Below are 24,808 nucleotides of genomic sequence, written 5' to 3' on the forward strand. Positions count from 1 at the left end.
TGACGTCATGACTGCCGGGTTATTTGGGCGCAATGCCAATGACCGGATCCTGCGGCGTTCCGCTGGCGTTCTTACGAGCGTCAACTTCGCGCTGGTACGTATCGTTCGCACGCTTGATCAGGTACTGACGGATCGATTCAATTTCGTCAGGCGTCATGCTGGTGTCGAAGCGATCCATGCCATAGGCGGTCAGAGCACCGCGGCCCACAACATTGTAGAACGCATCCTTGTGACGGATGGAGCCGGACCAACGCAGGTCGGGCAGCATGCCGGCACCTTCGCCGTTATCGCCATGGCAGGTCTGGCAGTAGGTCTGGTACTGGAAGTACCCTTTATCCACTACCTTGCTGTCGTATTCAGCAGGCGGCTTGACGGGCAGGAAGCCCAGGCTGTTCATTTCAGGCAGGGAAGCCTTGCCGTCGAGCGAGAATACAGCCACGAAGGAGTGGTTGACCGTCCAGCCCGAGGTGCGGCCCATACCGCCCATGGAAATGGGGTAGATACCGCCCCAGCCCACTTCAACCGCAACATACTGCTTGCCATTCACGCTGTAGCTGATGGGCGAAGCAATGATGCCGCTCTGTGCGTTGAACTTGAACAGGTCGGAACCGTTGGTTGCGTCGTAGGCGTGGAATTCGCCGTTGGCCAGACCCTGGAAGAGCAGGTCGCCGCCGGTGGCGAGCACGCCGCCGTTCCACGGACCCTTGTGGTCGATCTGCCACACGGTCTGCATCTTCACCGGATCCCATGCCAGCACTTCGCCGTGCAGGTCCTTCATGTAGGCCGAGCGGGCTTCTGCGTTGTCGGGCAGGCCGGTCTTGGTCATGTCCAGACCCAGGTTCCAGGAATCCGGGTGGGCCTTGAAGCCGCCGGTCTGGTTCTTGTAGCCGAACGGAATCTGGTGCGCGGGCAGGTAGATCAGGTGCGTGCGGGGGCTGTAGGCCATCGCCATGAAGTTATGCGCACCGAGCGGGCCGGGAATGCCGTACCAGAAGTTGCCGTTGAGCGTCCACAGACCTTCGGGGTTGTAGATCGGACGGCCGGTCAGCGGATCAAGCCGCTGGCCCAGTTCTCGTAGGTGTAGTTACGGCCGGCGAGGAATTCACCCGTCTTGGCGTCGAGAATGTACAGGAAGCCGTTCTTGGGCGCATGCACGATCACGCGGCGGGTTTCGCCGTTGACGGGCATATCGATGGTCATGATCTGCTGGACTGAGGTGTAGTCCCACTGATCCATCGGCGTTTCCTGGAAATGCCAGACATATTCGCCGGTTTCAGGCTTAACGGCGACAATGCTGCCCAGGAACAGGTTGCTGCCAATGCCGCCGGAGCGGTATTTGTAGTTCCAAGGAGAGCCGTTGCCTACGCCCAGATAGACCAGATCGGCCACCGGATCATAGATGATGGAGTCCCAGACGGTGCCGCCACCGCCCTGCTGTACCCATGCACCCTTCGGTCCCAGGTCTTGTAGGCTTTGTCCATCAGCGTCTTGTCGGACACTGCATGGTCAGGCTGGTTCTTGTTGTTAGGAACCGTGTAGAAGCGCCATTTCAGCTTGCCGGTCTCGGCATCGAAAGCGGAAACAAAGCCGCGCGCACCGAATTCCGCACCACCATTGCCGATCAGCACCAGACCCTTGACCACGCGCACAGCGCCGTCAACAGTGTAGGAGCGCTGCTTGCCCAGTGAGGCTTCCGGCGGGATGGTGTTGACTTCCCAGACCTTCTTGCCGGTCTTGGCGTCCAGAGCGATCATACGGCCGTCGAACGTGCCGAAGAACACCTTGCCATTCCAGTAGCCGGCACCGCGGTTTACGGTGTCACAGCAGCCTTTGTCGGCAATGTTGCCGGGCACCTGCGGGTCGTATTCCCACAGCAGCTTGCCGGTGGCCGCGTCGAGGGCTTTCATTTTGGACCAGTTGGTGGTGGCATACATGATGCCGTCCACGACCAGCGGCGTGCCTTCCTGGCCGCGATTGGTATCAAAATTGTAATACCAGGCCAGTTTTAGGTTGCCGACATTGGCGCGGTTGATCTGATCCAGCGGGCTGTAGCGCTGTTCGCTGTAGGTGCGGCCATAAGTAAGCCAGTTTTCGGGATGCTCATCCGCGTGAATGATGGCTTCCCCCGTGTCGCCCAAGGTATCGGCGTGGGCAGGGAGGGCCACGCAGGGCAAGGCGGCGGCGCAGAGTGTTCCGGCCGCGAGAATTCCTTGCAGCGAACGTCTCTTGGCGGAGGCGGGGCGGGTCATGCGTTCATGTCCTCGACTGGTGTAAAGGTGAGGAAAAAATAATAGCCGGTGGTCCGGTTTCTGACACATCAGCCAAGGCGTGAGCGGGATGTCAATCACGCGCCGCGAATAGCTGCCCTTTCCGGGGCGGATAATTTGCAGGTCTTACAGGGCGGTAGGGGCATGACGGCGGCGTGAGGTGATGGCGATCCGCACGATAATGTTGTTGTTATAACAATTCTGGATCAGGTCTGAAACAGTTCGTGAAAGGGTAGTCAGCTTCCTTTTCCAAGGATAGCGGATCGTGGTTTTTTCCTGAACTGAACACAGTGAATTCGTAGAGTTCCTCCTGATCGGGGCAGGTGGCATAATGGATGGACAGCCAGTGGTTAACCTCTTCCACGGGGGCTGTTGCAACATCCGCCAGCGGCACGGCCAGAGGGGTATATGGGGGGGGCGGAGTGAGCCCCGCCCGGCGTGCGGTAGCACGGATTTTCACGGAAAGGTGATCTGTTTCAGACCCCTGTACGAGAGCCGCCAGCAAGATTCGGCGTTGTCTTTCCACAAGAGTGAAGCCGGTATGGCGCAGGCGGATAGGCTGCCTCAGACGCAGTGCCAGCAGCCCATGGTCCAGCTCTTCCATGGCGGTGGGAGAGACAACCTGACCTAGTGTGACCAGTGGCAGGGCCAGCGTAGGGGCAGGCCGCCATGTTTTGGAAGGAAAAAAACCCTGCAACGTGCGGAAAAACTGGGTCATTCCGGGGGGAATGGCAAGACCTGCGATCAGGAACATGGCAACACCGTGGGGCTTGTATAAAGGGGGCGGCGCACGAGGCCGCGTCGGGCAGGGAGAGCCATTCCCGCCTTAATGTTATGCCATACACGCTTCCCACCCTTGACGTGGGGGAAATGCAACCACAAGTATGAAACAGAACCGGCCAGCCCGGACAAGGAGAAGAGCATCATGTCGTTTAGTCGGGATTACCGTTCCCCTGCCTCAGCATCCGGATGGAACGCGCAGGCCAGCGTGGATGCCGGACTGCGATCCTATATGCTGCGCGTCTATAACTGGATGGCGTCCGGTCTGCTGCTGACCGGTATCGTGGCGTATGTCATTGCCAACACAAGCCTCAGTGGCCTGTTTTTCCAGCAGGTCATGGTGCCTTCGGGCGCGCTGATGCTGCGGCCGACGCTCCTTGGTGATCTGGCCATGCTGTCGCCGCTGGCCTTCGTGCTGGTCATGTCCTTTGGTATCAACCGGCTTTCGCTTCAGGGCGCGCAGATGCTGTTCTGGGCGTTTGCAGCGGCCATGGGGGCGAGCCTGAGCAGCATTTTTGCTGTGTATACCGGCACCTCCATCATGCGCGTCTTTCTGGTGACGTCCTGCATGTTCGCCGCTACATCGCTGTGGGGCTACACGACCAAAGCCAACCTGATGCGCTTCAGCTCCTTTATGATGATGGGCCTGTTCGGCCTGCTCATTACCGGGCTGGTGAACATGTTCCTGCACAGCGCTACCGTCTATTATCTTTATAGCGCGGCCGGGGTGCTGATCTTCACCGCCTTCTGTGCTTTCGATGCGCAGCGTATCCGCATGACCTATATGCAGGTTGCCGCTTACGAAAGCCCGGAGATGATGAGCAAGCGCAGTGTTTATGACGCGCTCAACCTCTACCTGAACTTTATCAACCTCTTCCAGTTCATGCTGCAGTTCATGGGTGTGCGCAATTCGGGGGACTGATTTTCGCCCCTGATACCATCACCTTCCCGCGCAAGGGGATGCTGATAACCCGGCCTTTCGAGGCCGGGTTTTTTTGTGCCCGAAGGTATGCCTGAAATGAATGCTGATATGTCCAATCAGAATGGGGAGTGGAGTGGTCCTGATGGTGGGCGGGAGTGTTGTAACGAAAACGAGAGCGCGTATCTGTGGTGGGTAATCAGAAAAACAGAGCTAAATTTTGCCATTATCTGATTTCCCGCCACCTCCTCCCTTCATCGGCGTGCCTGTGGGGTACGAGCAATGTAACGGCACCGGTATGATATAACGAGTGGCAAGGACTTGTGACGAAAGGCAGATGGAACTTTTCTGACGTTTGAGAATCAGCCTGTAGGGAATAAGGTGCGTCCATGGCGTTGCTGTCATGGTTCGTTCTGCCATGTCGTGTGCCCCGTTTGCCTGCCTTTTTGCGCGGGCAGGCGGGTTTGTGGCGTGAGTAAGGGCGGAATATGTCCGTGGCGCGGTTTTTCTTGCCGTTGTCAGGCTTCTATGGCAGCAGGGCAAGGAGTCTTATGAGGCTATGTTGATGTCAGAACCAAGAGGCGTGCGATGAAAAACAAGTTACTGGCGAGACTGGCGCGATTGGGCGGCCTATCGTCAGCGTTGCTGCTTGCGGGGTGTGAACTGGACGTTCTCGACCCGAAAGGCCCGGTGGGTGAGGGCGTCAAGTCCCTGATCACCACCTCCGTGATCGCGATGCTGATTGTTGTGGTGCCGACGATTATTCTGTCTCTCGTGTTTGCCTGGCACTATCGCCAGTCCAACACCAGCGCGGAATACCTGCCGAAATGGAGCCACTCCAACAAGATTGAAGTGATCATCTGGGGCGTTCCGTCCCTGATTATTCTGTTTCTGGCAGTGATCACCTATCAGACCTGTCACTCCCTTGACCCCTACAAGCCGCTTGAGGCTGAAGCCAACACCAAGCCTCTGCACGTGCAGGTGGTGGCGCTGGACTGGAAGTGGCTGTTTATCTATCCGGAGCAAGGGATTGCCACGGTCAACCAGCTGGCCATGCCGGTCAACACCCCGGTTGATTTTGACATCACCTCTGACTCCGTCATGAACTCGTTCTTCATCCCACGCCTTGGTTCCATGATTTACGCAATGGCGGGCATGCAGACCCAGCTTCACCTGATGGCCAGCGAGCCGGGTGACTTTGCTGGTGAATCCGCCAACTACAGCGGTCGCGGCTTCTCTGATATGCGGTTCCATGCTCTGGCGATGGGCAATGATGAATTCAACGCCTGGGTCGAGAAGGTCCGTTCTTCCTCTGAAGAGCTGGATGGACAGACCTACCCGAAACTGGCCGCGCCTAGCGAGGCGAACCCTGTCGAATATTTCGCGCACGTTGAACCCGGCATGTTCAACACGATCGTAGCCAAATACAACAACGGCATGATCATGGACAAAAGCACCGGCAAGATGATCCAGGTGCAGCAGTCCGCGATGTCCGACATGAATATGAAGGAATAGGATCTATGCTCGGGAGACTCTCGTTCTCGGCGCTTCCGCTGGATGTGCCAATTGTTGTGGGAACATTTATTGGCGTCTGCATCATCGGTATCGCGGTGCTGGGGCTGATTACCTACTACGGTAAGTGGGGCTATCTGTGGAAAGAGTGGTTTACTTCGGTTGACCACAAGCGTCTGGCTGTCATGTACATTGTACTGGCGCTGGTTGCTCTGGCCCGCGGTTTCGCGGATGCATCATGATGCGTACCCAGCTTGCGCTGGCCTATGCCGGTAACCCCGGCTACCTGCCGCCGCATCACTATGACCAGATCTTTTCGGCCCACGGCACGATCATGATCTTCTTCCTGGCCATGGCGTTCATGACCGGTCTGTTCAACTTCATCGTGCCGCTGCAGATCGGCGCACGTGACGTGGCCTTTCCGTTCCTGAACAACCTGAGCTTCTGGATGACGGCTGCTGCGTTCATTCTGGTGAACGTTTCGCTGTTCATCGGTGAGTTCTCGCAGTGCGGCTGGCTGGCTTATCCGCCTCTGTCCGAAACGCAGTTCAGCCCCGGTGTTGGCGTTGACTACTATATCTGGGCAATCCAGATCTCTGGTGTTGGCACGCTGCTGACCGGCGTGAACTTCTTCGTCACGATCGTGAAGATGCGCGCTCCCGGCATGAGCTGGATGAAAGTGCCCGTGTTCACCTGGACTGCTTTCTGCTCCTCCATCCTTATCATGGTGTCGTTCCCCGTGCTGACGGTTGCGGTGGCCCTGCTGGGTCTTGACCGTTACTTCGGCATGCACTTCTTCACCAATGATGGTGGCGGCAACCAGATGATGTACCTGAACCTGATCTGGGCTTGGGGCCATCCTGAAGTTTATATTCTTGTTATTCCTGCCTTTGGTGTCTTCTCTGAAGTGGTGCCTGCTTTCTCCGGCAAGCCCCTGTTCGGTTACAACACCATGGTTTACGCGACCTGCTCCATCATGGTGCTGTCCTTCCTCGTGTGGGCGCATCACTTCTTCACGATGGGCGCTGGCCCGGACGTCAATGCTTTCTTCGGCATTGCGACCATGATCATCTCGATCCCGACTGGTGTTAAGCTCTTCAACTGGCTGTTCACCATGTATAAGGGCCGTATCCGCTTCCATGCCTGCATGTATTGGGCGGTTGGCTTTATGGTCACCTTCACCATCGGTGGTATGACCGGTGTTATGATGGCCATCCCGGGTTCTGACTTTGTGCTGCATAACAGCCTGTTCCTGATTGCCCACTTCCATAACGTGATTATCGGCGGTGTGTATTTCGGTTACATCTGCGGCATGAACTTCTGGGCTCCCAAGGTTCTGGGCTTCAAGCTGAATGAAGCATGGAGCAAGCGGGCGTTCTGGTTCTGGCTGGTTGGCTTCTACTTCGCGTTCATGCCGCTGTATGTCCTCGGCTTCGAAGGCATGACCCGTCGTATGAACCACTATGACAACCCGGCCTGGTATCCCTGGATGCTGGTTGCTGAAGTGGGCGCGGTTCTGATCCTGCTGGGCATCGTGTGCCAGCTGGTGCAGCTCTACGTCTCCATCCGCGACTGCAACCTGCCGGAAAACCGCGACGTTTCGGGCGATCCCTGGAACGGCCGTACGCTGGAATGGTCCACCTCTTCTCCGCCGCCTGTGTATAACTTTGCCATTGTCCCCCATGTGCATTCGATCGATGCGTTCATGCACGACAAGGAAAACGGCATTGATACGCGTCAGGCTGGTGCTCAGTACGAGGCGATCCATATGCCCAAGAACACGGTGGCCGGTATTGCCGCTGGTCTGTTCGCCCTGATCTTCGGCTTTGCCGCGGTGTGGTATATCTGGTGGCTCGCAGTGGTTGGTCTGGTTGGCGTAATTGCCACCGTGATTGCCCGCAGCGCGAACAAGGATGTGGATTTCTACATTCCCGCCGAAGAGGTTGCCCGGATCGAAAACGAGCACACCCGTAAACTGATGGCACAGGCAGCTGAATAATGGCACACGATACAACTGTTCAGACCGCGGGCCACGACGAACACCATCACGAATCTCCGGTGGTGTTCGGGTTCTGGGTCTATCTGATGACGGACTGCATCATTTTCGGCTCTCTGTTCGCCGTTTTTGCAGTCCTGCGGAACCAGTTCAACGGCGGTCCTACGCCGCATGAACTGTTCGAGTTCGGTGGGCTTGGGCTGGAAACAGCCCTGCTCCTCGTCTCTTCCATCACCTACGGGTTTGGCATGATTGCCGCCCACAAAAACCAGATCAGCCAGGTTATCCTGTGGCTTGGTGTCACGTTCCTGCTGGGTCTGGGCTTTGTGGGTCTGGAAGTGCGTGAATTCGCACACATGATTGCCGAAGGGGCTGGCCCGGATCGCAGTGCGTTCCTGTCTGCCTTCTTCACGCTGGTTTCCACGCACGGTCTGCATGTTTCATGCGGCCTGATCTGGATCCTGACGCTGATGGTTCAGCTGATGGGCACGACCGAGATCCCTGAACGCATGATGAACAAGCTCACCTGCCTGAGCCTGTTCTGGCACTTCCTGGATATCGTGTGGATCTGCGTTTTCTCCTACGTCTACCTGGCGGGCATGATCTGATGAGCACACAAACAAACTCCTCCGGCGAAAGCCACGGCAGCGTGTCATCGTACCTGATCGGTTTCGTTCTCGCTGTTGTTCTTACGGTTCTGTCGTTCCTTGTGGTTTCGACCCACAGCCTGTCCCCCATGGGCACGCTGGCCGCTCTGTCCATGCTGGCTCTGGTTCAGGTTCTGGTGCATCTGCACTACTTCCTGCACATGGGCGGCTCGTCCGAGCAGCGCTGGAACAACATCTGCTTCGTGTTTACCGTCGCTTTCGTGACCATCCTGATCGTGGGCACGGTGTTCATCATGACGAACACCACCATGCACATGATGTCACGCTGATCAGGCATTAGCCTGATCACCCTTTGCGAAGGGTGATGTGAACATGGCGAAACCCCCGGAGTCTTAGGGCTCCGGGGGTTTTTGCGTTTGAGGGGGCGGTGGTCAGTAAAGTTGTTAGTCTGGCGTGCTGACTGGCCAGATGGTTCTATGGGGCCCGTTCACGCGGCGGGGTATTGCTGCCACCAAACAGAGGTGGCTCCCGTTCTTGCAGCGAGCGGCTTGTGGGTGGTTTTGCCGCGTTATGGGGCGCAGGGGCTACTGGGCGTTTGCGCATAAAAAAATGGCGCCGGGAAAAACCGGCGCCATTCTTCATGTCTGCTACTGGCTGTCGTGGCGCCTGAGCACCACTGGCAATCCGTTGCCCAAGGTCCCGATCCGGGGTCCCTGGGCCGGGGGCTCAGCCTTTCTGCGGTTCGGGAGAAAGAAGGTCGGCCTTGTTGGGCTTGTCCTTCCATTCTTCCGCATCGGCCGGGGGCGTGCCCTTGCGGGTGATGTTCGGCCACAGGCTGGCATATTTGGTGTTGATTTCGGCCCATGCGGCCGAGCGGTCATCACTATCGGGGAAGATGGCTTCAGCAGGGCATTCCGGTTCGCACACACCGCAATCGATGCATTCGTCGGGGTTGATCACCAGGAAGTTTTCACCAGCGTAGAAGCAGTCAACAGGGCAGACTTCCACACAGTCCATGAATTTGCAGCGGATGCAGTTTTCAGTGACCACGTAGGTCATCGCCATCTCCGAATATATCTGGCGGTCGTGCCATGCACGCCGGTTGGGGTCAGATGACCGGCATAAGGGCCGCGTCACCAAGGAAGGCGCAGATATGGGGGGGTTTTTGTCTGATGGCAACCCGTGAGCGGCATGCCTGTCGCTGCCCCGAAAGCAGGGCAGGCTTACAGCCGCTCTCGCAGTCTTGCAAGAGCGGCAAACGGCCCGCTGGCCATCCGGGGGGAAAGAGGAGCGTTTTTCTGCGGGCGGGCGGGTTTGGCGCCGGGTTTCTTTGGGTTTGCCGCAGGGAGTATCAGCAGCGGAGCCGGGGGGCCGGGCTGCCCGTCAGGCAAGGGGGTGGGCGGGTACAGGCGTATACCCAAGGCTTTCAGAATGACGGGTAGCGCCTTTTTTGTCACGCCCAGACGTGATGCCAGATTAGCGGGAGCCGGTTTGGCACTTTTGCGGGCAAGCGACTCCATATCCGCGCGGATATCTGCCACACGGTCGAGTCGGAGCAGGGTCTGCGCGGCATAAAGCCAGCCAAGGCTGAGATACGCCGCCTGATCTGAGAGGCTGGGCGGCATGGCGCACAGCACGCAAACCGCGCCAGCAGGAGGGAGCGGCGGCAGGGTGGTTTGTTGGTGGATGCCCAGTAGCAGGCGGCGCAGCGCCATGGGGGCGGGGCGCAGCAGGCGGGAGCAGAACAGCACATCGCGCGTATGCAGGATATGAAGCCGGGCCAGCAGCTTCTTTTCCACGCTGGAAAGGGGGGGCAGCAGCGGGCAGGGCGTAACGCCACCCTGTTCCATCAGGCTATGCACCAGTCCACGCGGCAGGGGGTGCGCCTGCACGGCGGCCTCGGCCCGGAACAGGGGGGCCAGTTCATGCCGGATCAGGGCTGTGGCAAAGCGGGCCAGCCGCGCGCGGATTTTTTCTTTCTGCCCCGCATCAAGAAACTCCGCGTCCCGCACCGCGATGTCTGGCTGCAATACGGACAGGCCGGAGCGGAGAGAGGCAACGGCCTCGCCCTGCCAGCTCAGTATGCCGGTTTCGGTATCGAGCGTCAGTTCGGTATCGTCCGCCTGCGCGAAGCGGGCGACAAGATGGGGCATTTCCGTGCGGGCCGCCCGCCGCGCCGCGCGCAGGATCAATGGCTGGTCCATGCGGGCGGCCTCGGCATCCGGGGCGAAGGCAAAGCCGCGCATATGGCCGACGGTGTGGCCTTCCACAATAATTTCGCCCGTGCGGCTCATAGCCGAAAGCAGGGGTTTGCCGTCGGATTCTTCCAGCCTGCGGGCCAGACTGGCGGCCCTGCGGTCTACAAAACGGGCAGTCAGGCGGTCATGCAGGGCATCGGACAGGGTATCTTCAAGCTGGCGGGTGTGGCGCTGCCAGTGGGCGGCGTTTTCTACCCAGTCGCTCCGGGCGGCAACATAGGACCAGATCCGTATGCCCATCAGCCTCTGCATGAGGGAATCAAGGTCTCCCTCGGTGCTGTCCATGCCATGCAGGCGTGCGCCCAGCCAGTCGGATGGCAGGTGGCCCCTGCGCGCCAGCAGGGTGAAAATCTGCGCACACTGGCGGATATGGCTGTCCTCTCCCAGTTTGCGGAAATCGGGGATCTGGCAGACCTCCCAGAGCAGCCGCACCAGATTGGGGGTGTTCGCCAGTGCTTTAATACTGCTGTCCTGCATGAAGGCGTGCAGGCACAGCATATCAGCGGCGGGTTCAGCCGGGCGCAGGCAGCGCATGGGCGGCTTACGGCACAGGCTGGCATGCAGTGCGGTGAGGGAGGAAAAATCAAGTGCGCTGTTGCGCCACCACAGGCTTTGCAGGGGGGCGAAACGGTGTTCCTCCACCGCCTCCACCATGGCCTCGTTCAGCGGTGGGCAGGTGCCGGTGGTACCAAAGGTGCCATCCCGCGCACCGCGCCCGGCCCGGCCCGCGATCTGGGCTACTTCGGCAGCGCTTAGCAGGCGGTGGCGCTGTCCGTCGAACTTGGATAGCCCCGCAAAGGCCACATGGTGGATATCCATGTTCAGCCCCATGCCTATGGCATCGGTGGCGACAAGGTAATCGACCTCGCGGTTCTGGTAGAGGGCAACCTGCGCATTGCGGGTGCGGGGCGAAAGCTGGCCCATGACCACCGCACAACCGCCCCGCTTGCGGCGGATAAGCTCGGCAATGGCATAAACCTCGGCCACGGAAAACGCGACAATGGCCGAGCGCGGGGGCAGGCGCGACAGCCGGTTATGCCCGACCCCGGACAGAGCGGACAGGCGCGGGCGCGTGTCTATTTCAATATGCGGGATCAGCGTTTTCAGCAGTGGGGCGATGGTGTCCGCCCCTAAAAACAGCGTTTCCGCAGCACCGCGTGCGTTCAGCAGGCGGTCGGTAAAGATATGGCCACGCTCGGGGTCGGCACAGAGCTGGATTTCATCCACGGCCACAAAATCCACCGGCTGGTTACCCGGCAGGGGTGTTGTGGGCATGGCTTCGACTGTGCAGGAAAACCAGCGTGCATGGGGGGGAATGATTTTTTCCTCCCCGGTAATGAGGGCAACGGCGCGCACGCCCTTGGCCTGCACCATGCGCTCGTAATTTTCCCGCGCCAGCAGCCGCAGCGGAAAGCCGATAATGCCGGAGTCGTGCGCAAGCATGCGCTCGAGTGCGAGATGGGTCTTGCCTGTATTGGTGGGGCCGAGAATGGCCCGTATACACGCGCCTTCCGGTGCGGGCCGGGCCGGGCTGGGTTCTGGCGGGGCGGCGTGCTGGCGCGCGGAAACCTTCATGCCGTTATGCTCGGTCGGCGCGGGCATAAAATCAAGCGTGCTGGCGCGGAATTTTGCCTGCCGTTGCATATGCCCCCGGGCTGGCGCAGTCTTGGCTGCCAATAAGGAGAGAACGCATGCCCATTCGTGAGCCGGAATGCCTGAGTGTATCGACAAGCCGCAAGACAGTCTGGACTGTCCACGCGGTGCGGGCATCCGAACGGGTGACGCTGGCGGCACGGGTGGGAGAAAAAGCCACCACGTTCGCGCAGCAATGCGGCTTTGTGGCCCGCCCCGGCCAGCTTGTTCTGGTTCCGGGCGAGACGGATGCGCCCGTGGCCCTGCTCGGTATTGCTGAAAAAACGGCGGATGGGCAGGCTGCGCGCGACCCGTTCGGCTTCGGCCTGCTGGCGCGTGACCTGCCCGCAGGCCACTGGACGGTGAACGCACCGGACGACATCGCCCGCGATGATATTATTCTGGGGTTCTGCCTTGGGGCGTATCGTTACAGCCTCAAGGAAGGGGCGAGCGGTGCTGAGGCGGGCAAGAACAGGCCCCGTCTGGTCGTGAGCCGTGCCGAGCGCGAGGGGCTGGCGGTGGACATGGCGCGCTCGATCTGGCTTGCGCGCGACCTTATCAACGCTCCGGCCAATCTCATGGGGCCATCCGAGCTTGCGCGGGCTGCGCGGGCTGTTCTGGCCCCGCTGGGCGCGCAGGTGGAGACCATCAAGGGAGCCGCGCTGGAAAAAGGCTACCCGCTGATTGCCCATGTGGGCATGGGCTCGGAACGGGGGCCACGTGTCGTGGTGGCGCGCTGGCAGGGCTCAAAGGCGGGCCGCAACGCGCCCCTGCTCTCTCTCGTGGGCAAGGGTGTGTGTTTTGACAGCGGTGGGTATGACCTCAAACCGTCCTCGGCCATGCTGCGGATGAAAAAGGATATGGGCGGGGCGGCCTCGGTTCTGGCGCTGGCGCGCCTTGTCATGGCGCGGGACCTGCCCATTCGGCTGGAGGTGCGGCTGGGCTGTGTGGAAAACAGCGTATCAGGCCGGGCTATGCGCCCGCTGGATGTGGTGACAAGCCGGGCGGGACTGACAGTGGAAATCGGCAATACCGATGCTGAAGGCCGTCTGGTGCTGTGCGACCTGCTGCATGAGGCGGGCGAGGCCAGCCCCGACCTGTTGCTGGATGTGGCCACCCTGACCGGGGCCGCCCGTGTGGCGCTGGGGCCGGACCTGCCCGCCCTGTTCTGTAGTGACGATACAACGGCCGCCCTGTTCGAGCAGGCAGGCCGCCAGCAGGCCGACCCGCTATGGCGGCTGCCCCTGTGGCCGGGTTATGCGGACTGGATGCGTAGTTCGGTGGCGGACATCAGTAATGTGTCCTCGCGCCCCATGGCTGGCGCTATTACTGCGGGATTGTTTCTTGAGCGTTTTGTAAAGCCTGACCAGCGCTGGGTGCATATCGATAGTTATGCATGGAATGATTTTTCGCGCCCAGGTAGGCCGGAAGGCGGAGATTCGCCGGGAATCAGGGGTTTTTTCGCGGCTGTCGGGGCGGTTTTCGGGTTTGAGTCTTCAGCCTGTCATGCGAGCGCCATCAAGAAGTCATAAAAGAAGTGAAACTATTACGGGTTGAGACACTTAACACTATCGTTCCGGTTCCTATATAAACCGCAGAAGAATTCGCGCTGGCCCGGATGGCCGGCAACAGAGGGCCGCTATGAACAGGCGGCAAGCAAGCAAGGATATGGGTTATGGCGCATAGTGCCGAAAAGTCAGAGGATCTGGTCAAGACCCTGCGTGATACCATCGTTTCTCTCGTGCGTGGCGCCGGGCCTGACCTGTCGGCCCGTCAGCTCGCCGTGTTTCTTACCTGCTATCTGGACGAAAACGGCCAGACGGTGCGTGGCCTCGCCGCGACGCTGAATGTTTCCAAGCCCGCCATCACCCGCGCGCTGGACCGTCTGGGTGAGCTGGATCTGGCCCGCCGTAAGGTGGACCCGCTGGATCGTCGTTCCGTTCTGGTGCAGCGCACACCCAAGGGTGCTGCGTATCTGAAGGAAATCCGCACGGTCATGTCCGAAGCGGGGCCGGATGCCTCGCGCCGGAGCCGGGTGGAAGACAAAACCACCACCGTGCGCCGTCTGCGCCGTGTTGCCGCCGCCTGAGTTTGAGGCTGGCCTGCCGCCGGGTTTCATGCCCGGCGGTTTTTCTTCCCCAAAGTGGATGGGGAAAGTCCTGCGGAACCCCGTGGGCTTACAGACGTTTTTTTCATAAGACAGCCTCATGGCCCGTATGGCGCAGTCGCCCTCGGGGATATGAGGATCAGTGCTTTTTGAAAGGAATGTCCTTATGCGGTTAGCATCCTTTTTTGCGGCGTCATCCCTTGTTGTGGCCGCTGGTCTGCTGTCTCCCGCGCATGCGGAAGATGCGCTGGGTGATCCGACAGCCAAGATAACGATTTCCGCCAAATCGGCTGATCTGGGCGTGGGCTATACTTGGGGTGGCGGCAAGCTGACCTACAAGCACCACACCCATGCTTTCAAGATTTCAGGCGGGACAATCGCGGCGGTCGGGTTCTCTACCATTCAGGGTACCGGCACGGTCTATAATCTGCATGCGCTCAAGGATTTCAACGGCACCTATATTGCCGCGCATGGCGAAGCCACGCTGGGGCAGGGCCTTGGTGGCGCCGTGCTGGAAAATAAGAACGGCGTGCGGATCAAGATCGAGACAATTTCTGAAGGGGCGCGTCTGGCCGGTTCGGCGCAGGGCATAACCCTTACACTCAAGTAAAATACAGCGCGCACCCGGCTAAAGGGGGGTTACGACCACGCCCCCACCGGGTGCGCCCTTGTGCGGCGCAGGGTAAACCCTGTCCACAGCAGTTGGGGCGTTAGCACCAGCAGCCCGCAAACCAGCGTGGCGTAAAAACCTCCCAGAACAGGTAGCAGGCGGGCCAGCGCTATCATGGTAGCGCCTCCCCATAGGGTCATGCCCCATTCCGCAAGGCTGATGGCGGGCGTGGCAAGGCCACTCCGGTGCAGAACCTGATACAGGTGCCCCCGATGCGCCTGAGCGAGCCGCAGTCCCGCGCGCTGCCGGCGCACCAGTGTAAACAGCACATCATACAGCAGGGGAGCGAGCACGGCTGGGCCGAGTAGCCAGCCGCCTTCAAGGCGGCTTGAGGTATGGAGCATCAGATACAGGCTGGCCGTACCCGCCAGCAGCCCGCAGCCCTGACTGCCGACATCCCCCATAAAAATCCGCGCATTGGGAAAGTTGTAGGGCAGAAACCCTGCCAAGCAGCAGGCCAGTAACAGGGCGGGCCAGACCAGCTCTGTCGCTCCCAATGCAGGGGCCAAGGCTGCCAGCACCACAGCCCCTACCAGCACACAGCCCGAAACCAGACCATTCAGACCATCCATGAAATTGACGGCATTGGTAACGAAGACCAGCCACAGGACGGCCCCGGCAAAACCCACGACCGGCACCAGCCAGTCCGGCAGCAGGGGGTGCAGGGCTGGCCCTGTTAGCTGGGGCCATGAAAATGCGTCCGGTGCCGTAGCATGCTGCGCCAGATCATTCGCGGTTGCACCGGGCAGGCCGCAGGTCAGGGCAAATCCTGTGGCCACCATGGCGGCGGCGGCGCATTGTGTGGCCAGCTTGGCGGTGGGGGGCCATTGGTACAGGTCATCCAGCCAGGAAACGACACAGAGCAGCACAAGTGCTGCACCTGTCAGGATACCGAGGCTATGCGGCCCCACCCCGCCAGTAACCCAGTGCAGCACTGGCCAGCACACGAGAAAAGCCCCCATGATTCCAATGCCGCCCCCCTTGGGGGTAGCGCTCGTGTGGGAACTGCGATGGCCGGGGTGATCCAGCACGGCCAGCCGGATCATGCGCCGGACGCCATAGGCCGAAAGCAGCGCCGCACCACAGAGAATTGTCAGTTCTGGCAAAAAAGCCATGATGGTCTGTAAGGAGAATGAGGGGGAGAAAGCCATGAAGCGTTTATTATCCCGGCTGGGGTAGCTTTCAAGGATGACAGGCCTCGGGCTATAAGGGCAATAGCATGGTATCGCAACATTCTCCGGCCCCGAGTGGCAGATCTTGGTATGGGCGTTCACGGTTGTGGGCGCTGAACAGGGTCGCTGTAAACGTCGTGCTCGACGGGCTGCTGGCGGCCGTTGCGGCACCTGTCGCCCATTGGCTGGCCGCCCCACAGGCCGGGCTTTTGCATCCGTTGTGGTTTCTGGCCGGGGCGGCGGTTTCCCTTGCCATTAGTGGTCTGCCATTTCGTGTGCCGCAGCAGTACTGGCGCTTTTCGGGCATTTCGGACCTGCTCGGCATTATCGGGGCATCGTTTGCCAGTGCGCTGCTGTTTTCCGTTGCGTTGTGGCTGTTTCATGTGACGCCCCCCAGCCCGACCTTTGGCATTATTTACGCATGGTGCTGCTGGTGGTGCTGGGTGGTGCGCGCGTTACTTATCGTGTGCTGTATGGCCGCGTGCCGTACTGGGCCGCCCGCCAGAGGATTGTGCTGATCGGGGATGACTCGGTCGTGGACCTGTATATGCGGGTGTTCGAACGCAATCTGCACACGGGCACGCGCGTTGCAGGCATTGTGGCCGTGGGCGCTCACCGGCCCGGCCAGCGTATCCATAACGTGCCCATTCTGGGTAATGTTGCGGATATCCAGTCCATTCTCGAGCGGCTGGTCAGCGGGCGGCATCGTCCTGATTCACTGGTGGTGACGGACCCGGCCTTTCGTGGTTCGCAACTGACAGCCGTTCTGGATGCCGCCAGCGCCAAGGGTATTGCGGTGCTGCGCGCCCCGGCCCTGACAGACCTCACTCCCGCCGAGCAGGTGCGCCTGCGCCCCATCCCCCTTGAAGACCTCCTGAACCGGCCGCAGGTCAGGCTGGATCGCGAAGGGATGGAAGGCATGATTGCAGGGCGGGTGGTGCTGGTTACAGGGGCGGGTGGCACCATCGGCTCCGAACTGGCGCGGCAGATTGCCGGTTTGCGGCCGAGCCGGCTGGTGCTGCTTGATCATGGGGAATTCGCCCTGTGGCAGATCAGTATGGAACTGTCGCAGACAGCCCCCGATATTGTGCGCGAAAGTCTGGTGGCGGATGTGCGTGATGCGGCCCGGCTGGATACGATCATGCGGAACACAGACCCGATCTGGTGTTCCATGCCGCAGCACTCAAACATGTGCCGATTGTCGAGGACAACCCGACCGAGGGGCTGCTGACCAATATTCACGGCACCCGCGTGGTGGCCGATACCGCCGCCCGGCATGGCGTGCGCGCCATGGTGGTGATTTCCACGGACAAAGCAGTCAATCCTTCCAGCCTGATGGGTGCATCCAAGCGTGCGGCGGAAATGTACTGTCAGGCTCTCGATATCAGCGCCCGGGCCTCGGGCGACCCCATGGCCATGCGCTGCATTACGGTGCGTTTTGGCAATGTGCTGGGGTCTACGGGGTCTGTTGTGCCGCTGTTTCGCCAGCAACTCGAACGCGGTGGTCCGCTGACCGTAACCCACCCCGATATGTGCCGCTATTTCATGACCGTGCCTGAGGCTGTGGGGCTGGTGCTGCAGGCCGCCGTGCGCGGCACGCAGGGGCTGGCTGGCTGGAATGGCGGCGGCAAGGTGGCGTCCGGCACGGACAGGCTGCTCGATAATGGCGGTATTTTCGTGCTGGATATGGGCGAGCCGGTGCGCATTGTCGATCTGGCTCGGCAGATGATCTACCTTGCCGGTCTGCGGCCTGACGAGGATGTGGCTATCCGTTTCACGGGCCTGCGTCCGGGCGAAAAACTGTTTGAGGAACTGTTCCACGGGCGCGAGGCCCCGGTACCCACCGATGCCTCCGGCCTACTGATGGCCACCCCCCGCGTGGTGGACCGCGAGGCCGTGACCCGCGCCGTGGAGGACATTACCCGCTACGCGCAACACAATGATGTAGAGGCAGCCCTGCGTATTCTGGCGTTGCTGGTGCCGGAGTTCGATCATAACCCCGAGGGCGAGGCCCGCACTGGCGCGCGGGACACCATGGCAGCACCCCCTGCTGGCGTGCAGTCCCTCGGTGCAGTAAAGGAAGCACAGGCCCGCCCATAGGGCACTCCGCAGGGCCGCGTCCGTTCTGGCCCGGTGGGTTGAACATGGCGTGAAAAACCGTTGAAAAGCCTGTGTATCAGGCAGGCCCGACACGGAGCCGGGTGCGGGCATGGGCGTCAGGATGGCGCATGGAAAAGGACATGGGTATGCGTAAGGAAACGGCGTTCATTATCGGGTTTGTGGCGTTTACGGTCAGCACGGCGGCGCTGATCTGGGGCGTGGCGCTGCCTAATTTCAAGCCGGTTTCATTTCCGCAGATCGCCAGCGGCACGCTGGATGTGGGGCCCATGCACCATACGCGCGCCCTGACGACGCAGGAAGTGGCAACGCTGAACGACTGGACGCACGCGCATTCCGGTGGCTGGGGGCCGCTGTATCGCACCCCGCCCTCATCAGGCGATGCCCATCTGCACCTGCGCGATGCCCAGAACAAGGAAGTGCTGGTGTTGACCCTGTGGACCGGCATTAGTGCCGCAGACTGGAACAACACCGTTTTTATGGAATCGCCTGACGGCAGCACGGTGCGCAGCGAGAGCTTTTCGGCTCAGGCATTTGCCCCGCTGCGGATGCTGGTAGATGGTTTTTCCTACCAGCATTCCGGTTATCCCTGAGCCTATAGAGGCTTCAGGCCGGGCGGTCCGTCGCATCAAAACGGAAGGGCTGCCCTGCGGGTTTGTCTGCCAGACTACCTTCCCACATGACCTGCTGGCCACGGATAACCGTGCCAATGGGCTGGCCCGTGATTTCTTCGCCCGTAAAGGGCGACCAGCCGCAGCGCGAGGCCAGCCAGTCTTCCTCGATCGTCCAGCGGGCTTTCAGGTCCACGACCGTGAAATCCGCATCATAACCCACGGCAATGCGGCCCTTGCGCACCAGCCCGAACAGCCTTTGCGGTCCGGCTGATGTCAGGTCCACCAGACGGCGCAGGCTCAGCCGGTGGTGGGCTACGTGGTTGAGCATCAGCGGCAGCAGTGTTTGCACACCCGGCATGCCGGAGGGCGAGGCCGGGTAGGCGCGGCCTTTGGCCTCAAGGCTGTGGGGGGCGTGGTCCGAGCCAATAACATCGGGCAGGCCCTGATGCAGCCAGTGCCAGAGCCCCTCGCGGTGTGCGGCGGAGCGAATGGGGGGGTTCATCTGGGCCAGCGTGCCAAGGCGGGGGTAGGCGTCCTCAGCGCTCATGGTCAGGTGCTGGGGGGTGAGCTCGCAACTGGCGATATCGCGGTTGGCGGCAATCAGCTCCAGTTCCGCCGGGGTGGTGACATGCAGGATATGCACGCGCCGCCCGGTTTTGCGGGCCAGTGCCAGAACGCGGCGGGTGGCGCGCAGGGCGGTTTCATCATCGCGCCAGACGGGGTGCGATGCCGCATCGCCTTCTACCCGCTCACCCAGACGTTCCTTCAGCCGGGCTTCATCTTCCGCATGGATGGCAACGCGCCGCTGGCCCGAGCGCAGCACCCGCTCCAGCATTGCATCCTCGGAGACCAGAAGATTCCCGGTGGAAGAGCCCATGAACACCTTGATACCCGCCGTGCCGGGCAGTTGTTCGAGCGTGCCGCATTCATCTGCGTTATCGGAGGTGGCGCCCACGTAAAAGGCGTGCTCGCACCACATACGGCCTTGTGCGCGGGCCAGCTTGTCGGCCACGGCCTCGGGGGTGGAGGTGGTAGGTTTGGTGTTGGGCATTTCAAACACGCCCGTTACCCCACCCAGCACGGCGGCGCGGCTGCCGGTGGCGAGGTCTTCGTTTTCCTCGGCACCCGGTTCGCGGAAATGCACCTGTGTGTCGATCACGCCGGGCAGAATGGTCAGGCCCGTGCAGTCGATGGTGCGTGCGGCCGGGGCTTCCCCCCCGATAGCGCTGACAAGACCATCGCGCACATAAAGCGTGGTGTTGACCGTGCCATCGGGCAGAACAACGGAACCGTTTCTGAGCGCCAGATCATGAGGGCCGGAAGAGGAGGCGTGAAGGCCATGGGGCTTGTGTCCTTTCGCAGTCGCGTGGGCGCAGGCGGGAGAAGGCTGGGGGAGTGGTGCGCCCTTGTGCGGGCGCGCCCGATCAGGGGGTATGCGGTGTTTCGCGTGTGCGGGTACGCAGCGTCACCAGTTCCTCGGCTGAGGTGGGGTGAATGCCGATCGTGCGGTCAAAATCGGCTTTTGTCAGTTTCGCGGTCACGGCAATGGCTACGGCCTGGAGCATTTCCGGGGCGTCATCGCCCAGAATATGCGCGCCCACCACTACCTGACTGGCCTGATCCACCACCAGTTTCATGACCGTTTTACGCTCGCGCCGCCCGCCCAGCGTATGCCGCATGGGGGTAAAGCGCGTCAGATAAATATCCACTGCCCCCGTGCGGGCGGCTTCTTCTTCCGTCAGGCCCGTGCAGGCCAGTGGCGGGGAAAAGAAAACGGCCTTGGGTGTGGTCGCGAAATCCCACTCGCGGGGCGGGGCCTTGCCAAAAAGCTGGTCGGCCAGAGTATGCCCTTCGGCAATGGCAACGGGGGTAAGGTTGATCCGGTCCGTGACATCGCCAATGGCGTAAATGCCGGGGCAGGAGGTCTCGCCCAGACCGTCCACTACAATCCGTCCGTTCTGCGCGGTTTTGATACCCGCCTGTTCCAGCCCGAGCGCTGCTGTCTTGGGGTGGCGTCCGGTGGCCAGAAACACGCAGTCCACCCGCAGGGTCTCGCCCGTGTTCAGGCGCAGGAGCAGGTCCGTGCCGTCGCGCGTCAGGCTTTCGGGGCTGGCGTTGCGGTGCTGGGTGATGCCGCGCACCGTAATGGCATCGGCCAGAGCCGTGCGCATGTCTTCATCAAAGCCGCGCAGGGGCAGGTCGTGGCGGTAGATCAGCTCGGCCTGAGCGCCAAGTCCGGCAAAAATTCCCGCGAACTCAATGCCGATATAACCCGCACCAATCAGCGCAACCCGGTCGGGGCGTTGGGGCAGGGCAAAGGCCTCGTCCGAGGTAATGGCCAGTTCTACACCGGGGAAAGAGGGCCGCGTTGGGGTGGAGCCGGTGGCAATAACAATGCGCTCTGCCGTGATATCCTGCGTGGGAGCATCGGGGGCGAGGGCTGTGGGGGTAATGCGCACGCTGCGCGGGCCGGTCAGGCTGGCATGGCCGGTAAACAGCGTAACCCCGGCTTTTTCCAGCATGGAAACATAAATGCCGTTCAGACGCGTAATTTCGCGGTCTTTCGCGGCCATGAGGGTGGGCCAGTCATGGGTGCCACGCTGGGTGTTCCAGCCAAAGCCATGGCTGTCGTCCACGAGGTCACCAAACTCGCTGGCCTGCACCATCAGCTTTTTGGGTACGCAGCCGAGGTTGACGCAGGTGCCGCCCCAGTGGCGGCTTTCCACTACGGCTACGCGCGCGCCATGGCTGGCGGCGATTCGCGCGCAGCGAACCCCGCCGGAGCCGGCACCTATGACAAGAAGGTCGAAGTCATGGGCCATGGATGTGCTCCTTTGCGGGGTTCTGGTGTGATGTGGGGCTTTTAGCGTTCAGCGAAAGCCTTTTCCACCACATACGCGCCGGGGGTGGACATATTGCCCTCATCAAAGCCGCGTGCGCGCAGCAGAGCTTCGGTATCGGCCAGCATTTCCGGCGAACCGCAGATCATCACACGGTCATGCTCGGGGTCGAGTGCGGGGATACCCAGATCTTCGAAGATCTTGCCGCTTTCGATCAGCTTGGTGATACGGTCGGTCACGGCAAAGCTTTCGCGCGTAACGGCGGGGTAATACAGCAGCTTGCCCGAGACATCCTCACCCAGGAACTCGTGCTGGGGCAGTTCGTGGCGGATGTGGTTGGCATAAGCCAGCTCGCCCGAAATACGCACGGTATGGCTCAGGATCACGTGCTCGTAACGCTCATAGCATTCCGGGTCCTTGATCAGGCTCATGAACGGCGCAAGGCCGGTGCCGGTGGACAGGAAATACAGGTTACGGCCGGGGCGCAGGTTATCGAGCAGCAGCGTGCCGGTGGGCTTGCGGCCGATCAGCACCGTATCGCCCACCTTGACGTGGCGCAGGCGCGAGGTCAGCGGGCCATCGGGCACGGCAATGGAGAGAAACTCCATTTCATCGGCGTAGTTGGGCGAGGCAATGGAATAGGCGCGCAGCAGCGGCTTGCCGTCCACCTCGATGCCGATCATGGCGAACTGGCCATTCTCGAAACGCAGGCCCGGATCACGGGTGGTGGTGAAGCTGAACAGGCGGTCTGTCCAGTGGTGCACGGTCAGCACCTTGGCCGGATACAGGTGGCCATATTCTTTCGTGGGCGGGGCGAGGTGCCATACGCCGTCCTGGCCTTCGACCGGCAGCAGGCTGCTGGGCACGTCAGAGGCGGACACGAGGGGGAGAGTGCCGGTTTCGAGAATGGTTTCAGACATGGGCCGCTTTGTACTCCGCTTGCAGCAGATCGGTTCTGGGTATGGATACCGGGCGCGAAGCCGTTGTCGGGGGCTGTGCCCCGGTTCGGCCCGCGCGGGGCATCTGGATACAGTGGAGGCGTTTTTAAGGGGCGGGGGCGGCCAACGCCAGTGCAAAATCATCATCAGACGTGTTCGCGCCCGGCAGAACGCCCGTAAATCTGTAATTTTTTGTGTCGGTCGGGTGTAGCACATTGTCGGCGCGGGCCTGATGCCGCACAAGGTAGGCATGGTATCAGATCATTCCGCCTCCCCCGCCCGCGACGCCCTTGCCACTGCCATGGCGCGTACCGGCCTCTCCCCCGAACCTAGGAGGAAACGGAAGTCCTGCGCCGGCTCGCCCGCGCGCTGGAGCCGGGCCAGCGCAGCGTGGAGGATGAAACCTACCGCCATGTGCTATGCCTCGTGCGGCGCAAGAAATGGGTCTCGCGCCTGCTGGACAAGACGCGCCGCAGCGGGCGGATATGGATCACCCGTGAGGAAATAGAAGACGCCTGCGCCACGGTGGAAGACCCGCAGGCTGATGACCAGACGCTGGAACGCGCGCTGGACCCCGTGGCGCAGGCCCGCCTGCGCAGCTACGGGGCCACGCCCCGTGCGGCGTTCGAATCCGTGCAGGCTGATCTGGTGGATACCGGGCGCGTGCCCTCTCCCGCCCAGACAGACCTGCTGCTTATGGCCGTGGCGGTGGCCTTTGGCCTGTCGGCGGATGATCCGTTCCTGACGATCACCCGGCAGGAGGAAAGCCGCAGGCAGGATGCGGCCAGCAAGATCGAGAAAGCGGGCCGCCGCCTGCGCGAGCAGGAAGAAGGACAGCTCCGCGCGTGGGAAGAGAGCCTTGTACCGTTCAGCGAGGTGCCGCGTCTGCTGCACTGCTCCGGGCGTGAGGCCCTGCGCTGGATTGCCGAGAATCGGCTGCCCGTTGCCCGTAAGATAAGTGAGCAGGGTGGGCGTGAGCGCTGGGAGTTCGACCCACAGGTGCTTGTTGCCCTGCGTGGCAAGCTGAATGAATGGCGCCGGGGCAGCCGCCCGGAAGAAGGGGGCGTACCCGGCCGAGGCCCCGCCAACCAGCCCGCGCCGGATATGGGGCGCAAGGTGGCCAATGCGGTGATCGCGCGGGTGGCGGCGCTTGACCGCTATGCTGCGCATTTTCGCACCGCCCGAGCGCTCCAGCGCCGTATTACGCTGGTGACAGGCCCCACCAATAGCGGCAAATCCTATACCGCGCTCAATGCGCTGGCACAGGCTGAAAGCGGGCTGGCCCTCGCCCCTCTGCGGCTTCTGGCCCATGAATTCCGCGAAGCACTGGCCTCGCGCGGGGTGGAGGCATCGCTTTCCACCGGCGAGGAGCGCCTGATCGTACCCGGTAGCCGGCATCTGGCCGCCACGGTGGAAATGTGCCCGTTCTACAGCCCGGTTGATGTGGCGGTGATCGACGAGGCGCAGATGCTGTTCGATACCGACCGCGGGGCCGCATGGACCGCCGCCATTATGGGTGTGCCCGCGCGACATCTGTACGTGCTGGGCGCGCCGGACTGCATTCCCATGGTGCGGCGTATCGCCGAGTTGTGTGGAGACCCGCTGGATGAAATTTCGCTCGAACGCAAAAGCCCGCTCCGGGCGGCGTCACAGCCGGTCAGGCTGGCCGATCTGGGCTCGGGCGATGCAATCATCGCTTTTTCCCGCCGCGAGGTGCTGGACCTGCGGGCCGCGCTCATGCAGCACGGCAAGCGGGTTGCAGTTGTATATGGTGCGCTCAGCCCCGAGGTGCGCCGGGCCGAGGCGCAGCGCTTCAACTCCGGTCAGGCGGATATTCTGGTGGCTACAGACGCCATCGGCATGGGGCTTAACCTGTCCATCAAGCGCGTGGTGTTTGCTTCGCTCAAGAAATATGACGGCCGCCAGACGCGCGACCTGAGCGTGCAGGAAGTCAAGCAGATCGGCGGTCGGGCCGGGCGCTTTGGCAAGCATGAAACGGGTGTAGTGGCCGTGCTGGCGGGGGCGGGTAGTCCGCATTTCGTGCGCCGCCAGCTTGAGGCCGACCCGGAACAGCCTGAAGACCTGCGGCCTTTCGTGCAGCCGGATGTGGATATCGTAAAGGCTGTGGCCACGGAAATCGGCTCGCAGAGCCTGTATGGCGTGCTGTCGCGTATTCACCGCGCCGTTCTGCGTAAGGATGACCCCAATTACCGCCTGTCGGACATGGAGCAGGCTTTTGCCATTGCCTCGGCACTGGAAGGGTGGATGCGCTCGACCTGCCCACGCGCTGGGCTTACGCCATGTGCCCGGTGGATGACCGCGATAACGGCATACGGCGTCTGGTGGGCTGGGCGGCGGACCATGCGGCCGGGCGGCG

The 24,808-nt window shown here is 61.5% G+C and carries 15 protein-coding genes and 4 pseudogenes; 11 read left to right on the top strand and 8 right to left on the bottom strand.

The annotated features are described in order from the left end of the window. Positions 1 to 19: 19 nt before the first annotated feature. Both JCM25143_RS17275 and JCM25143_RS05840 read right to left on the bottom strand, forming a co-directional pair. A pseudogene (locus tag JCM25143_RS17275) lies at positions 20 to 2,249 on the bottom strand (PQQ-dependent dehydrogenase, methanol/ethanol family). A 208-nt stretch (positions 2,250 to 2,457) separates the two neighbouring features. Further along, positions 2,458 to 3,021 (bottom strand): hypothetical protein, encoded by a 564-nt coding sequence (locus JCM25143_RS05840; RefSeq protein ID WP_025860353.1) that lies wholly within the window; start codon positions 3,019 to 3,021, stop codon positions 2,458 to 2,460. Between the two features lie 171 nt (positions 3,022 to 3,192). On the opposite strand from JCM25143_RS05840, the gene JCM25143_RS05845 reads away from it, so the two are divergent. From JCM25143_RS05845 to cyoD, 5 genes and pseudogenes are all read left to right on the top strand, one after another. Next, positions 3,193 to 3,969 (top strand): Bax inhibitor-1/YccA family protein, encoded by a 777-nt coding sequence (locus JCM25143_RS05845; RefSeq protein ID WP_025860354.1) that lies wholly within the window; start codon positions 3,193 to 3,195, stop codon positions 3,967 to 3,969. 585 nt (positions 3,970 to 4,554) lie between these two features. Then, positions 4,555 to 5,481: a ubiquinol oxidase subunit II gene (gene cyoA / locus JCM25143_RS05850; protein WP_025860355.1), complete on the top strand. Its 927-nt coding sequence runs from the start codon at positions 4,555 to 4,557 to the stop codon at positions 5,479 to 5,481. Positions 5,482 to 5,486: 5 nt separating this feature from the next. Next, positions 5,487 to 7,477, top strand: a pseudogene (cyoB, locus tag JCM25143_RS17280) (cytochrome o ubiquinol oxidase subunit I). Continuing rightward, entirely contained in the window at positions 7,477 to 8,082 is a 606-nt protein-coding gene (gene cyoC, locus JCM25143_RS05860; RefSeq protein WP_025860356.1) for a cytochrome o ubiquinol oxidase subunit III, read from the top strand. Before cyoB ends, cyoC begins: the two are co-directional and overlap by 1 nt. Further along, positions 8,082 to 8,411 (top strand): cytochrome o ubiquinol oxidase subunit IV, encoded by a 330-nt coding sequence (gene cyoD / locus JCM25143_RS05865; protein WP_035370549.1) that lies wholly within the window; start codon positions 8,082 to 8,084, stop codon positions 8,409 to 8,411. Before cyoC ends, cyoD begins: the two co-directional genes overlap by 1 nt. A gap of 397 nt (positions 8,412 to 8,808) precedes the next feature. Here cyoD and fdxA read toward each other — a convergent pair whose 3' ends face one another. Both fdxA and JCM25143_RS05880 read right to left on the bottom strand, forming a co-directional pair. After that, on the bottom strand, positions 8,809 to 9,141 hold the full coding sequence (gene fdxA, locus JCM25143_RS05875) for a ferredoxin FdxA (protein WP_025860358.1): 333 nt from the start codon (positions 9,139 to 9,141) through the stop codon (positions 8,809 to 8,811). A 164-nt stretch (positions 9,142 to 9,305) separates the two neighbouring features. Then, the gene (locus tag JCM25143_RS05880) at positions 9,306 to 11,915 is read right to left on the bottom strand and encodes a helicase-related protein (RefSeq protein ID WP_025860359.1); all 2,610 of its coding nucleotides are present in this window, start codon (positions 11,913 to 11,915) and stop codon (positions 9,306 to 9,308) included. A gap of 116 nt (positions 11,916 to 12,031) precedes the next feature. Here JCM25143_RS05880 and JCM25143_RS05885 point away from each other — a divergent pair, with 116 nt between their 5' ends. The 3 genes from JCM25143_RS05885 (at position 12,032) to JCM25143_RS05895 (ending at position 14,689) form a co-directional block, all read left to right on the top strand. Further along, on the top strand, positions 12,032 to 13,504 hold the full coding sequence (locus JCM25143_RS05885) for a leucyl aminopeptidase family protein (RefSeq protein WP_025860360.1): 1,473 nt from the start codon (positions 12,032 to 12,034) through the stop codon (positions 13,502 to 13,504). A 143-nt stretch (positions 13,505 to 13,647) separates the two neighbouring features. Next, entirely contained in the window at positions 13,648 to 14,061 is a 414-nt protein-coding gene (locus JCM25143_RS05890) for a MarR family transcriptional regulator (RefSeq protein ID WP_025860361.1), read from the top strand. 184 nt (positions 14,062 to 14,245) lie between these two features. Continuing rightward, positions 14,246 to 14,689: a hypothetical protein gene (locus tag JCM25143_RS05895; protein ID WP_025860362.1), complete on the top strand. Its 444-nt coding sequence runs from the start codon at positions 14,246 to 14,248 to the stop codon at positions 14,687 to 14,689. Positions 14,690 to 14,718: 29 nt separating this feature from the next. Here JCM25143_RS05895 and JCM25143_RS17285 read toward each other — a convergent pair whose 3' ends face one another. Continuing rightward, entirely contained in the window at positions 14,719 to 15,864 is a 1,146-nt protein-coding gene (locus JCM25143_RS17285) for an MraY family glycosyltransferase (RefSeq protein ID WP_035370553.1), read from the bottom strand. A gap of 104 nt (positions 15,865 to 15,968) precedes the next feature. Here JCM25143_RS17285 and JCM25143_RS17290 point away from each other — a divergent pair. Both JCM25143_RS17290 and JCM25143_RS05910 read left to right on the top strand, forming a co-directional pair. Continuing rightward, positions 15,969 to 18,021 (top strand): annotated as a pseudogene (locus JCM25143_RS17290) (polysaccharide biosynthesis protein). Between the two features lie 146 nt (positions 18,022 to 18,167). After that, positions 18,168 to 18,632, top strand: coding sequence for a hypothetical protein (locus tag JCM25143_RS05910; RefSeq protein ID WP_025860363.1), 465 nt, complete (start codon positions 18,168 to 18,170; stop codon positions 18,630 to 18,632). A 13-nt stretch (positions 18,633 to 18,645) separates the two neighbouring features. Here JCM25143_RS05910 and JCM25143_RS05915 read toward each other — a convergent pair whose 3' ends face one another. The 3 genes from JCM25143_RS05915 to JCM25143_RS05925 all read right to left on the bottom strand — a co-directional run bounded on the left by JCM25143_RS05915 (position 18,646) and on the right by JCM25143_RS05925 (position 22,413). After that, the gene (locus JCM25143_RS05915) at positions 18,646 to 19,959 is read right to left on the bottom strand and encodes a dihydroorotase (RefSeq protein ID WP_035370555.1); all 1,314 of its coding nucleotides are present in this window, start codon (positions 19,957 to 19,959) and stop codon (positions 18,646 to 18,648) included. 118 nt (positions 19,960 to 20,077) lie between these two features. Continuing rightward, positions 20,078 to 21,475 carry a glutathione-disulfide reductase gene (gene gorA, locus JCM25143_RS05920; protein ID WP_025860365.1) on the bottom strand — a complete coding sequence of 466 codons (1,398 nt, stop codon included), beginning with the start codon at positions 21,473 to 21,475 and terminating at the stop codon, positions 20,078 to 20,080. Positions 21,476 to 21,516: 41 nt separating this feature from the next. Further along, positions 21,517 to 22,413 carry a ferredoxin--NADP reductase gene (locus tag JCM25143_RS05925; RefSeq protein ID WP_025860366.1) on the bottom strand — a complete coding sequence of 299 codons (897 nt, stop codon included), beginning with the start codon at positions 22,411 to 22,413 and terminating at the stop codon, positions 21,517 to 21,519. 268 nt (positions 22,414 to 22,681) lie between these two features. On the opposite strand from JCM25143_RS05925, the pseudogene JCM25143_RS17295 reads away from it, so the two are divergent. Then, a pseudogene (locus tag JCM25143_RS17295) lies at positions 22,682 to 24,808 on the top strand (DEAD/DEAH box helicase); the annotation flags it as partial.

The sequence above is a fragment of the Acetobacter papayae JCM 25143 genome, from assembly GCF_000613285.1.
GTDB lineage: Bacteria > Pseudomonadota > Alphaproteobacteria > Acetobacterales > Acetobacteraceae > Acetobacter > Acetobacter papayae.

What these genes read in the sequence shown, in the direction of transcription:
- JCM25143_RS05895 (WP_025860362.1), top strand. Translation starts at nt 14,246, where the DNA reads ATGCGGTTAGCATCCTTTTTTGCGGCGTCATCCCTTGTTGTGGCCGCT.
- cyoD (WP_035370549.1), top strand. Translation starts at nt 8,082, where the DNA reads ATGAGCACACAAACAAACTCCTCCGGCGAAAGCCACGGCAGCGTGTCA.
- JCM25143_RS17285 (WP_035370553.1), bottom strand. Translation starts at nt 15,864, where the DNA reads ATGGCTTTTTTGCCAGAACTGACAATTCTCTGTGGTGCGGCGCTGCTT.
- JCM25143_RS05845 (WP_025860354.1), top strand. Translation starts at nt 3,193, where the DNA reads ATGTCGTTTAGTCGGGATTACCGTTCCCCTGCCTCAGCATCCGGATGG.
- cyoC (WP_025860356.1), top strand. Translation starts at nt 7,477, where the DNA reads ATGGCACACGATACAACTGTTCAGACCGCGGGCCACGACGAACACCAT.
- JCM25143_RS05890 (WP_025860361.1), top strand. Translation starts at nt 13,648, where the DNA reads ATGGCGCATAGTGCCGAAAAGTCAGAGGATCTGGTCAAGACCCTGCGT.
- JCM25143_RS05840 (WP_025860353.1), bottom strand. Translation starts at nt 3,021, where the DNA reads ATGTTCCTGATCGCAGGTCTTGCCATTCCCCCCGGAATGACCCAGTTT.
- fdxA (WP_025860358.1), bottom strand. Translation starts at nt 9,141, where the DNA reads ATGACCTACGTGGTCACTGAAAACTGCATCCGCTGCAAATTCATGGAC.
- gorA (WP_025860365.1), bottom strand. Translation starts at nt 21,475, where the DNA reads ATGGCCCATGACTTCGACCTTCTTGTCATAGGTGCCGGCTCCGGCGGG.
- cyoA (WP_025860355.1), top strand. Translation starts at nt 4,555, where the DNA reads ATGAAAAACAAGTTACTGGCGAGACTGGCGCGATTGGGCGGCCTATCG.
- JCM25143_RS05885 (WP_025860360.1), top strand. Translation starts at nt 12,032, where the DNA reads ATGCCCATTCGTGAGCCGGAATGCCTGAGTGTATCGACAAGCCGCAAG.
- JCM25143_RS05910 (WP_025860363.1), top strand. Translation starts at nt 18,168, where the DNA reads ATGCGTAAGGAAACGGCGTTCATTATCGGGTTTGTGGCGTTTACGGTC.
- JCM25143_RS05880 (WP_025860359.1), bottom strand. Translation starts at nt 11,915, where the DNA reads ATGAAGGTTTCCGCGCGCCAGCACGCCGCCCCGCCAGAACCCAGCCCG.
- JCM25143_RS05925 (WP_025860366.1), bottom strand. Translation starts at nt 22,413, where the DNA reads ATGTCTGAAACCATTCTCGAAACCGGCACTCTCCCCCTCGTGTCCGCC.